Below are 11,220 nucleotides of genomic sequence, written 5' to 3'. Positions count from 1 at the left end.
ACATTATGTTTTTAGTCGACTCACACTGCCATCTTGATGGCCTGGATTATCAATCCCTGCATGAAAACGTGGATGACGTGCTGGCAAAAGCCGCTGCCCGCGATGTGAAATTTTGCCTTGCGGTGGCGACGACGCTGCCGGGCTATCGCTCCATGCGTGAGCTGGTGGGCGTTCGCGATAACGTGGTGTTCTCCTGCGGCGTGCACCCGCTGAATCAGGAAGAGGCCTACGACGTTGAGGATCTTCGCCGCCTGGCAGCAGAAGAGGGCGTGGTGGCGATGGGCGAAACCGGTCTGGACTATTTTTACACGCCGGAAACCAAATCTCGCCAGCAGGAGTCCTTCCGCAACCATATTCGCATTGGCCGTGAACTGAATAAGCCGGTTATCGTCCACACCCGCGATGCACGTGCGGATACGCTGGCGATCCTCCGGGAAGAAAACGTGACGGATTGCGGTGGCGTACTACACTGTTTCACAGAAGACAGAGAAACGGCGGGTAAGCTGCTTGATTTAGGCTTTTATATCTCGTTTTCGGGGATCGTGACGTTCCGTAACGCTGAGCAGCTGCGTGATGCTGCACGTTATGTTCCGCTCGATCGCATTCTGGTGGAGACAGATTCTCCGTACCTGGCACCGGTACCGCATCGCGGTAAAGAGAACCAGCCCGCAATGACCAGAGATGTGGCTGAGTACATGGCCGTTCTGAAGGGCGTCAGTATCGATGAGCTGGCCCGCGTGACGACGGAAAACTTCTCCGCGCTGTTCCATATTGACCCCGCCCGCCTGCAATCTGTCTGATACACCTGTTTTTTTTAGGCTCGTAATTAATAAGTAAAGCGAGTAAAGTTCACCGCCTCATTTGGGGCGGTGAGGGTGTTTTTAGACACATCCGGACATGCTTTTTGTAAATAACTGAAAGTTTTTCGACCGCCTTAAGCTGAAACGTGATAGCCGTCAAACAAACTCAGAGGGAATTATTTTACTCTGTGTAATAAATAAAGGGCGCTTAGATGTCCTGTCCACGGCACGGTACTCCCCCCGGGCCAATGCGTGAAAGCGTAAAAAAAGCACAAATACTCAGGAGCACTCTCAATTATGTTTAAGAATGCATTTGCTAACCTGCAAAAGGTCGGTAAATCGCTGATGCTGCCAGTATCCGTACTGCCTATCGCAGGTATCCTGCTGGGTGTCGGTTCTGCTAACTTCAGCTGGCTGCCAGCCGTAGTGTCCCACGTGATGGCCGAAGCAGGCGGTTCTGTCTTTGCTAACATGCCACTGATCTTCGCGATCGGTGTGGCTCTGGGCTTCACCAATAACGACGGCGTTTCTGCGCTGGCTGCAGTGGTTGCCTACGGCATCATGGTGAAAACCATGGCTGTTGTTGCGCCGCTGGTTCTGCATTTACCGGCAGAAGAGATCGCCGCGAAACACCTGGCAGACACCGGTGTTCTGGGCGGTATCATCTCCGGTGCGATTGCAGCGTATATGTTTAACCGCTTCTATCGCATCAAGCTGCCTGAGTATCTGGGCTTCTTTGCGGGCAAGCGTTTCGTTCCGATCATTTCTGGTCTGGCAGCGATTTTCACTGGCGTGATCCTTTCCTTCATCTGGCCACCAATCGGCTCTGCTATCCAGACCTTCTCTCAGTGGGCTGCTTACCAGAACCCGGTCGTGGCGTTTGGTATCTACGGCTTCATCGAGCGTTGCCTGGTGCCATTCGGTCTGCACCACATCTGGAACGTTCCTTTCCAGATGCAGATTGGTGAATTCACCAACGCAGCAGGCCAGGTATTCCACGGCGATATCCCACGTTACATGGCGGGCGACCCAACTGCAGGTAAACTGTCTGGTGGCTTCCTGTTCAAAATGTACGGTCTGCCAGCAGCGGCGATTGCTATCTGGCACTCTGCTAAGCCAGAGAACCGTGCAAAAGTGGGCGGTATCATGATCTCCGCAGCGCTGACCTCGTTCCTGACCGGTATCACCGAGCCGATCGAGTTCTCCTTCATGTTCGTTGCGCCGATCCTGTACGTTATCCACGCGATTCTGGCGGGCCTGGCGTTCCCAATCTGTATCCTGCTGGGTATGCGTGACGGTACGTCCTTCTCTCACGGCCTGATCGACTTCATCGTTCTGTCCGGTAACAGCAGCAAACTGTGGCTGTTCCCTATCGTGGGTGCGTGCTATGCCGTTGTTTACTACACCATCTTCCGCGTGCTGATTAAAGCACTGGACCTGAAAACTCCGGGTCGTGAAGATGCGACAGAAGACAGCAAAGCTGGCGCTACCAGCGAAATGGCTCCGGCACTGGTCGCAGCGTTCGGCGGTAAAGAGAACATCACTAACCTGGACGCGTGCATCACTCGTCTGCGTGTGAGCGTTGCCGACGTAGCGAAAGTAGACCAGCCGGGTCTGAAAAAACTGGGCGCAGCGGGCGTAGTTGTTGCAGGTTCTGGTGTACAGGCAATCTTCGGTACCAAATCCGATAACCTGAAAACCGAAATGGATGAGTACATCCGCAGCAACTAAGTTGTGACCTGGGGAGACTAAGGCAGCCGAATGGCTGCCTTTTTTATTTGTGTCTTAAAAAACGCCACTGAGGCACAAGAGCGGTCACTCTTCAGTCAGCTGATGAACATTCAGGAAAGAAATCGAGGGAGGAGGTTGAAAGGACAGGAGAAACTCGCTCATACTCTTGCATTGTGTCACACACCGATCCCGGGAGTGTGTTTACAGCGGACGCATTGCGCCAGATTAAACAAAAAAGGAAAAGGTCATGGCTGAAGAAACGATTTTCAGTAAAATTATCCGCCGCGAAATTCCGTCGGATATCGTCTATCAGGATGAACTGGTGACGGCTTTCCGGGACATTTCCCCTCAGGCCCCGACGCACATCCTTATTATTCCCAATATTCTGATTCCGACTGTAAACGACGTAAAAACCGAGCATGAAGTGGCGTTAGGTCGTATGCTGACGGTGGCCGCGAAAATCGCTGAACAGGAAGGCATTGCACAAGACGGTTATCGTCTGATCATGAACTGCAACCGTCACGGTGGCCAGGAAGTTTATCATATTCACATGCATCTGCTGGGTGGACGTCCTCTGGGACCGATGCTGGTACATAAAGGTCTTTGACATGCTTAAAGGGCGTATTGCAGCGCTGATAATGACGATGATGATTGTTGGGTGTAGCTCACGCCCGGCGATCCCCGTGAATGATGAACAGACGCTGGTCATGGAATCCTCCGTGCTTGCCGCGGGCATCACTGCGCAACAGCCCGCGTTGACTATCAGTGAAATCAACTCATCTGCCTCCTCTACGCTCTTTAATGAAAGACATGAACCTGTGACGGTCCACTACCGTTTTTTCTGGTATGACGTAAGAGGTCTTGAAATGCATCCGCTGGAGGCGCCTCGCAGCGTCACGATTCCGGCCAGGTCGTCGGTAACGCTCTATGGCAGCGCCAACTATCTGGGTGCACATAAGGTGAGACTTTATCTTTATCTCTGAGGGGTGAACCTTGATTAAAAATTTGAGCCGCTATGCGCTCGTGACAGCTTTCGCTCTGTTCCTGGCAGGGTGTGTGACCCGAACTGAACAGCCAGCGCCTGTGGAAGAGGCGAAACCGGGCACTGAACAGCCGACGCCGCCAACGCAGCAGCAGCCAACCGTGCCGTCTGTGCCGTCTATTCCGTCACAGCCAGGCCCGATTGAACATCCGGACCAGACGTCACAACCCACGCCGCGCGTGCGTCATTACGACTGGAACGGCGCAATGCAGCCCATGGTCGGCAAAATGCTGCAGGCACAGGGCGTGACGGCAGGTAGCGTGTTGCTGGTTGATAGCGTGAACAACCGTACCAACGGTTCGCTGAATGCGGGTGAAGCGACGGAAACTCTGCGCAATGCCCTGGCAAACAACGGTAAGTTTACGCTGGTCTCGGCTCAACAGCTCGCGGTAGCCAAACAGCAGCTGGGCCTTTCGCCGCAGGATAGCCTCGGTACCCGCAGCAAGGCGATCGGTATTGCCCGTAACGTTGGCGCACAGTATGTGCTTTACTCTAACGCCACCGGTAACGTGAATACACCAGCCCTGCAGATGCAGCTGATGCTGGTTCAGACAGGCGAAATTATCTGGTCAGGTAAAGGTGCGGTTACGCAACAATGACAGCACGCTTGAAGAGATTCTGACGCGCTATTTTCCTCAGTACCGCCTTATCGCGCCGCAGGCCCATTCCGGGCTTGGCGGCGCGAGTTGCATTATAGCGCAGGGCGAACAACGTCTGGTCTTGCGGCAAAACCATGACCCCGATGCGCCTGCCTCCCATTTCCGTCGTCAGTTTCGCGCCCTGAGGCGTCTACCGTCAGATCTCGTGCCTGCCCCTCGTTTTTTCAGACAGGGCTGGATGGCCGTCGACTATCTGGAAGGTGATGTTAAAAGCGCGCTGCCGGACACGCCTGTGCTCGCGGCGATGCTGTATCATCTGCACCAGCAGCCACGTCTGGGATGGCGAATTACGTTATTCCCGCTGCTTGAACACTACTGGCAGCAGGCCCTGCCTGACAGGCGCACCCCAATGTGGCTGGCGCATCTCAAGCGGCTGCATAAAACGGGCGAGCCGCAGCCGATACGGCTCTCGCCGCTGCACATGGATGTTCATGCCGGAAATATTGTGCATACGTCAGCGGGCATCAGGCTTATCGACTGGGAATATGCCGGAGATGGCGATGTGGCGCTGGAGCTGGCGGCCGTCTGGACGGAGAGTGAAGCCGCGCGGCAGATGCTCATCATGGACTACGCCCAGGTAGCACACATTAACGCCGACGCGCTGAAGCGTCAGGTTAAACGCTGGCGACCCTGGGTCGTCATGTTAATGGCTGGCTGGTTTGAAATGCGCTATCGGCAGTCCAGAGACAAACAATTTATTGCGCTGGCAGACGATGCCTGGCGTCAGTTACAAACTAAAGGATAAGAGAGGTGGATGTGGGTCCAGTCATGTTGGATGTAGAAGGGTTTGAGCTGGATGCGGAGGAGCGTGAAATTCTGGCGCATCCGCTGGTGGGGGGGCTTATCCTGTTTACCCGCAACTATCACGATCCGGCGCAGCTGCGTGAGCTGGTGCGTCAGATCCGCGCCGCGTCGCGCAACCATCTGGTGGTCGCCGTCGATCAGGAAGGCGGACGCGTGCAGCGTTTTCGCGAAGGATTTACCCGCCTGCCGGCAGCCCAGTCTTTTGCCGCGCTGCTCGGCACGGAAGAGGGCGGGAAACTGGCGCAGGAGGCCGGCTGGCTGATGGCTAGCGAAATGATTGCCATGGATATCGACATCAGTTTTGCCCCGGTTCTGGACGTGGGGCATATCAGCGCCGCCATTGGCGAGCGCTCGTACCATGACGATCCGCGTATTGCGCTGACCATGGCGACCCGGTTCATTGACGGCATGCACGAAGCCGGAATGAAAACCACCGGCAAACACTTCCCGGGCCATGGGGCCGTGACGGCGGACTCGCATAAAGAGACCCCTCGCGATCCGCGCCCGGAAGCGGAAATTCGCGCCAAAGATATGTCGGTGTTCAGGTCGCTTATCACCGACAACAAGCTTGATGCCATCATGCCTGCGCACGTGATTTATAGCGACGTTGACCCGCGCCCTGCCAGCGGCTCTCCGCACTGGCTGAAAACCGTTTTGCGTCAGGAGCTGGGCTTCAATGGCGTGATCTTCTCTGATGATTTATCGATGGAAGGGGCGGCGATCATGGGCAGCTACGCTGAGCGCGGTCAGGCGTCGCTGGATGCAGGTTGCGATATGATCCTGGTCTGCAATAATCGTAAAGGTGCCGTTAGCGTGCTGGATAACCTGTCGCCGATCAAAGCTGAGCGTGTTACAAAATTGTATCATAAAGGTTCATTTAGCCGTCAGGAGCTGATGGATTCGGCGCGCTGGAAGACGGTCAACGCCCGGCTTGAAGACCTGAATGAGCGCTGGCAGGCACATAAAGCCAGCCTGTAAACCCTCCCGGAAGGCGTAGCGTGGTGAGAAGACGATGATCATCTATTTACACGGTTTTGACTCAAACAGCCCTGGTAATCATGAGAAGGTGCTGCAGCTGCAGTTTATCGATCCGGATGTACGGTTGATCAGCTACAGCACGCGCCATCCGAAGCACGATATGCAGCATCTGCTCAAAGAGGTAGACAAGATGTTGCAGCTCAACGTCGACGATCGCCCGTTGATCTGCGGCGTGGGGCTGGGCGGCTACTGGGCGGAGCGCATTGGCTTCCTGTGCGACATCCGTCAGGTAGTATTCAATCCTAACCTGTTCCCGAACGAGAACATGGAAGGCAAAATTGACCGCCCGGAAGAGTATGTCGATATTGCAACCAAGTGCGTGAGTAATTTTCGTGAGAAAAACCGTGACCGCTGTCTGGTGATCCTGTCGCGTAACGATGAGGCGCTCAACAGCCACCGGGCGGCAGAGCTGCTGCATCATTATTACGAAATTGTCTGGGACGAAGAACAGACCCACAAGTTCAAAAACATCTCCCCGCACCTGCAGCGTATCAAAGCATTTAAAACGCTGGGTTAATTCCTTGCCTGCAGGCGTCGAAGCCCGGCCGTGAAAGCGTGCCGGGCTTTCTTTTTGACCAGAATTGTCTACTTTTAAGCCATCAAAACTTGATGCATATCAATTTTGGTATGACCAATGCGCCTGACGTGGTATTCTCAATGCACCTGAATGGTTTCAGTGCTGTAACCTGTTGTTAATTAAGGGTTATTTTTATAACTTTTAATTAACAATTGGTTAATAATTTGAGGGGGTCACGTTGACTACGCCATTGAAAAAGATAGTGATTGTAGGCGGTGGTGCTGGCGGGCTGGAGCTGGCGACACAGTTGGGCAAGAAGCTGGGTCGCGGTAAAAAAGCCAAAATCACGCTCGTGGATCGTAACCACAGCCACCTGTGGAAACCGCTGCTGCACGAAGTGGCGACCGGCTCTCTGGACGAGGGCGTGGACGCGCTCAGCTATCTGGCGCACGCGCGCAACCACCATTTCCAGTTCCAGCTGGGCTCGGTGGTGGACATCAACCGTGAAAGCAAAACCATCACCCTGGCAGAGCTGCGCGATGAAAAAGGGGAGCTGCTGGTTCCCGAGCGTAAACTGGCGTATGACACGCTGGTCATGGCGCTGGGCAGTACCTCCAACGACTTCAACACGCCGGGCGTGAAAGAGCACTGTATCTTCCTCGATAACCCGCACCAGGCGCGTCGTTTCCATCAGGAAATGCTGAACCTGTTTCTGAAGTACACCAGCAATATGGGTGCGAACGGTAAGGTGAATATCGCCATTGTCGGCGGCGGTGCGACGGGCGTTGAGCTGTCTGCGGAGCTGCACAATGCGGTGAAGCAGCTGCACAGCTACGGTTACAAAGGATTAACGAATGAAGCGCTGAACGTCACGCTGGTCGAAGCCGGTGAACGCATTCTGCCTGCGCTGCCTCCGCGTATTTCCGGTGCGGCGCACAATGAACTCACCAAGCTGGGCGTGCGGGTGCTGACGCAGACCATGGTGACCAGCGCCGACGAAGGCGGCCTGCACACCAAAGACGGCGAGTATATCAAAGCGGATCTGATGGTCTGGGCGGCCGGCATCAAAGCGCCTGACTTTATGAAAGATATCGGCGGCCTGGAAACCAACCGCATCAATCAGCTGGTGACGGAGCCGACGCTGCAAACCACGCGTGACCCTGAAATCTTTGCTATCGGTGACTGCGCCTCCTGCGCGCGTCCTGAAGGTGGATTTGTGCCGCCGCGCGCGCAGGCCGCACACCAGATGGCAAGCCTGGTCCTGCACAACATTCTGGCGCAGTACAAAGGCAAGCCAATGAAGGCCTATGTCTACAAAGACCATGGTTCTCTGGTGTCTCTGTCAAACTTCTCTACCGTCGGCAGCCTGATGGGTAACCTGATGCGCGGCTCGATGATGGTAGAAGGGCGCATTGCCCGCTTCGTGTATATCTCCCTGTATCGTATGCACCAGATTGCGCTGCACGGCTATTTCAAAACCGGGCTGATGATGCTGGTCGGCAGAATCAACCGCGTGATCCGTCCGCGTCTGAAGCTGCACTAATCTTTCACTCCCTCCGGGCTCTCCGGAGGGAGTTTTTAGCATTTCATGCTGTAGATCACAGATTGAGTGCTTAAGAGTTCTCCTAAATACAATATATCTCCTCTGAACGCCCCTTTTTTGATCCTTTATCTGATTGGCGAAGCCGTGCCTCCATTGCAAAATTGTTACCAATAGCAACAAAGGAGGAAGTCCCGTGAATAAATCAATGTTGGCGGGTATAGGGATTGGCGTCGCGGCTGCGTTAGGTGTGGCTGCCGTTGCCAGTCTCAACGTATTAGATCGCGGCCCGCATTATGCGCAGGTGGTTTCTGCTACACCGATTAAAGAAACGGTAAAAACGCCTCGTCAGGAGTGCCGTAACGTCTCCGTGACGCATCGTCGTCCGGTGCAGGATGAGAACCGCATTGCCGGTTCTGTTCTGGGCGCGGTAGCGGGTGGCGTGATTGGTCACCAGTTCGGCGGCGGCCGGGGTAAAGATGTGGCGACCGTGGTCGGCGCGCTGGGTGGCGGCTATGCCGGTAACCAGGTGCAGGGCGCGATGCAGGATAACGATACCTACACCACGACTCAGCAGCGCTGCAAAACCGTCTATGACAAGTCGGAAAAAATGCTGGGCTATGACGTGACGTATAAAATTGGCGATCAGCAGGGCAAAATCCGCATGGATAAAGACCCGGGCACGCAAATTCCACTGGATGGAAATGGCCAGCTGGTTCTGAATAACAAAGTGTAAAAAAGATGTTCTCTGAATTTAGCTCCTCATGCGCTCAGGCTGAGGAGCTTTTTTTTTGCTTCAGATTTTCAGTAGCTCAGGCCACAGCCGCAGCGTGGTTTCGCTTATATTCTGCAGTTTTTCCAGCGTAGCCCCTTCACGGGCGCTGATCGACATCCCCTGCAAAATACAGCTCAGGTATTGCGCCAGCAGCTGTGGGTTGCACTGGGCAGGGATTTCACCGCGCTGCTGGCGCTGAGCCAGAAATGCGCTAAGCGTCTCCTCCTGCATGGCATGCCGCGATTTCACCGTATTGGCAATCTCTTTAGAGGACGCCGCCAGGGTGGCAGAGGTATTAATCATAAAGCAGCCCGCAGGCGTCTCTTTACTGGTGAAGCAGGTCGCGACGGCGGTGAAATAATCCCGAAGCGCCTGTTCGACGCTTTTCTCTTCACAAAACAGCTGGGCTTCGTGTTTCGCCGCAAAGCGCGAAATGTATCTGTCCAGCACCGCCCTGAACAGCCCCTCTTTATTGGTAAATTCGGCATACAGCGTCGGCGCTTTTGCTCCGGTAGCTTCTACCAGATCGGAAAGCGAGGTTGCTTCATACCCATGTTGCCAGAAGAGAGTCATGGCCTTATCAAGCGCTGCATCCCTGTCAAACACTTTTGGTCGGCCACGGCTTTTCTTCGCACAACTCGTGACGTCGGTTGTCATGTGCCGTTGGTCCTCTGTTGGTTTGTTGAATGACCATTATAAAAATAAACGCAAGTCACCACCAGCGCTGAATGCTTAAAAATAAATTAATCATATGAGTATGAAAAATAACGACTTTAAAATTAAGTTAACGACCATTATAAAATTGTGTTGACGCGTGATGTGGATCACATTTATGATTTACCTATCGATCGTTAACTAAATGATTAACGACCTCCAAATTCATCTGCTAAAGGTAAACATCATGAAAAACGTAAAAACCCTCATCGCTGCCGCTGTTCTGAGTTCACTCTCTTTCGCAAGCTTTGCTGCTGTACAGGTGCAATCCACCCCTGCTGACCAGCATAAAGTCGGGACGATCTCTGCCTCTGCCGGGACTAACCTGGGTTCCCTGGAAGATCAGCTGGCGCAAAAAGCGCAAGAGATGGGTGCAAAATCTTACCGCATCACCTCTGTGACCGGTCCTAACACCCTGCACGGCACCGCCGTCATCTACAAATAAGCCGGGCATAAACCCTCATTTATGCCACTGCAATAGAAAACGCCCTGCTGAGCAGGGCGTTTTTTTATTTCTGATTTACATCGACTGCTGGGCAACATCGTGATGCCGGGTGACATCGGTCGGCATGCCTGAGCGGGCCTCCATTGCGCGCTCCATCACCTCGCTGTTGGTATTCGCATTCGTTTTGAAGCTTACCATCGCGGCATTCAGGTTAATGGGCAGCGTCTGAGGATCGTCGCCAATGTTTTTCGATAGCGGCTGATGAATTTCAACCAGCCGCACTCCGCCCGGCTCCTCAGAAACCTTAATCGGCGTATTGATAATATTCACTTTGGTACCCGGCGTAACGACGTTAAACAGCGTTTTGATATCGTCATCGCGCAGACGAATGCAGCCGGAGCTGACGCGCATGCCGATGCCAAAGTCCGCATTCGTTCCGTGCAGCAGGTAAACGCCGCCGTAGGCCGCCAGACGGATTGCGTGGTGACCCATCGGGTTATCCGGGCCTGCTGGCACCACGGCCGGAAGATCGATGCCCTGAGCTTTATAACGGGCACGAATATTGGCCGTCGGGGTCCAGGTTGGATTCGCGCGTTTATCCGAGACGGTTGTGACCATCGTCGGCGTCAGGGTGTCGCCGCCCAGCTGACCAATACCAATCGGGTAGACAGTCACCTCATTTTTACCCGGCGGATAATAGTACAGGCGTAGCTCCGCCAGGTTTATCACGATCCCCTCGCGCGGGGCGTCCGGAAGGATAGTCTGTAACGGGATTGTCAATACGCTGCCCGCGCGCGGGACGTACGGGTCGACGCCGGGGTTCGCCTGCAGCAGAGCCAGAAAACCGACGTTATATTTTTTGGCAATGGCTTCCAGCGAACCGCCATTATTTTCAACCACATGAAAGCGGTTTTCACCCACCACCTTGCTGCCGGGCGGAGGAAGGGGCCAGGTATTTGCGCGAGCGGGAAGCGCCACCGCGACGGTGGCTGCCAGCGCAATCAGGGTTAACCAGCGAGTAAAACGCGAAGAGGTCATCATCACCATAATCCATGCAAATGATAAGTTTATTGTTTTATAAGGCGTTACGATAATTATGGCGAATGGGTGTGTCGGGAAGATCGGGTGAAGTGCAAAGAGTTTGTAAATTGTCCC

At 54.3% G+C, this 11,220-nt stretch carries 13 protein-coding genes; 11 read left to right on the top strand and 2 right to left on the bottom strand.

Going from position 1 to position 11,220, the window contains the following annotated elements:
* Positions 1–5: 5 nt before the first annotated feature.
* From AC4IBF_RS13510 to AC4IBF_RS13465, 10 genes are all read left to right on the top strand, one after another.
* Positions 6–800, top strand: a complete 795-nt coding sequence (locus AC4IBF_RS13510; protein WP_252092735.1) for a metal-dependent hydrolase — start codon at positions 6–8, stop codon at positions 798–800.
* A 297-nt stretch (positions 801–1,097) separates the two neighbouring features.
* Positions 1,098–2,531, top strand: a complete 1,434-nt coding sequence (gene ptsG, locus AC4IBF_RS13505; RefSeq protein WP_023311158.1) for a PTS glucose transporter subunit IIBC — start codon at positions 1,098–1,100, stop codon at positions 2,529–2,531.
* 247 nt (positions 2,532–2,778) lie between these two features.
* On the top strand, positions 2,779–3,138 hold the full coding sequence (gene hinT / locus AC4IBF_RS13500) for a purine nucleoside phosphoramidase (RefSeq protein WP_491462909.1): 360 nt from the start codon (positions 2,779–2,781) through the stop codon (positions 3,136–3,138).
* Between the two features lies 1 nt (position 3,139).
* Positions 3,140–3,514: a YcfL family putative periplasmic lipoprotein gene (locus AC4IBF_RS13495; protein ID WP_111965547.1), complete on the top strand. Its 375-nt coding sequence runs from the start codon at positions 3,140–3,142 to the stop codon at positions 3,512–3,514.
* Between the two features lie 13 nt (positions 3,515–3,527).
* Complete coding sequence (gene lpoB, locus AC4IBF_RS13490; protein WP_197737691.1) at positions 3,528–4,172, top strand: penicillin-binding protein activator LpoB; 645 nt, start codon at positions 3,528–3,530, stop codon at positions 4,170–4,172.
* Positions 4,153–4,977, top strand: coding sequence for a thiamine kinase (thiK, locus tag AC4IBF_RS13485; protein ID WP_136194686.1), 825 nt, complete (start codon positions 4,153–4,155; stop codon positions 4,975–4,977). Before lpoB ends, thiK begins: the two co-directional genes overlap by 20 nt.
* Before the next feature lie 11 nt (positions 4,978–4,988).
* Positions 4,989–6,014, top strand: coding sequence for a beta-N-acetylhexosaminidase (nagZ, locus tag AC4IBF_RS13480; RefSeq protein WP_136195008.1), 1,026 nt, complete (start codon positions 4,989–4,991; stop codon positions 6,012–6,014).
* A 34-nt stretch (positions 6,015–6,048) separates the two neighbouring features.
* Complete coding sequence (ycfP, locus tag AC4IBF_RS13475) at positions 6,049–6,591, top strand: alpha/beta hydrolase YcfP (protein WP_008500781.1); 543 nt, start codon at positions 6,049–6,051, stop codon at positions 6,589–6,591.
* Between the two features lie 238 nt (positions 6,592–6,829).
* Positions 6,830–8,134, top strand: coding sequence for an NAD(P)/FAD-dependent oxidoreductase (locus AC4IBF_RS13470; RefSeq protein WP_127730402.1), 1,305 nt, complete (start codon positions 6,830–6,832; stop codon positions 8,132–8,134).
* Positions 8,135–8,327: 193 nt separating this feature from the next.
* Positions 8,328–8,867, top strand: coding sequence for a glycine zipper 2TM domain-containing protein (locus AC4IBF_RS13465; protein WP_133294172.1), 540 nt, complete (start codon positions 8,328–8,330; stop codon positions 8,865–8,867).
* Between the two features lie 60 nt (positions 8,868–8,927).
* On the opposite strand, the gene AC4IBF_RS13460 is transcribed toward AC4IBF_RS13465, so the two are convergent.
* Entirely contained in the window at positions 8,928–9,563 is a 636-nt protein-coding gene (locus tag AC4IBF_RS13460) for a TetR/AcrR family transcriptional regulator (RefSeq protein ID WP_024909039.1), read from the bottom strand.
* A gap of 244 nt (positions 9,564–9,807) precedes the next feature.
* On the opposite strand from AC4IBF_RS13460, the gene bhsA reads away from it, so the two are divergent.
* On the top strand, positions 9,808–10,065 hold the full coding sequence (gene bhsA, locus AC4IBF_RS13455) for a multiple stress resistance protein BhsA (RefSeq protein ID WP_023616599.1): 258 nt from the start codon (positions 9,808–9,810) through the stop codon (positions 10,063–10,065).
* Between the two features lie 75 nt (positions 10,066–10,140).
* Here bhsA and ldtC read toward each other — a convergent pair whose 3' ends face one another.
* Positions 10,141–11,106: a L,D-transpeptidase LdtC gene (ldtC, locus tag AC4IBF_RS13450; protein WP_111965550.1), complete on the bottom strand. Its 966-nt coding sequence runs from the start codon at positions 11,104–11,106 to the stop codon at positions 10,141–10,143.
* Between the last annotated feature and the right edge of the window lie 114 nt (positions 11,107–11,220).

This window comes from Enterobacter sp. Taxon_8 (assembly GCF_058354585.1).
The sequence above is the reverse complement of the archived record's forward strand: the minus strand, read 5'-3'. Positions and strand labels throughout refer to the sequence as shown.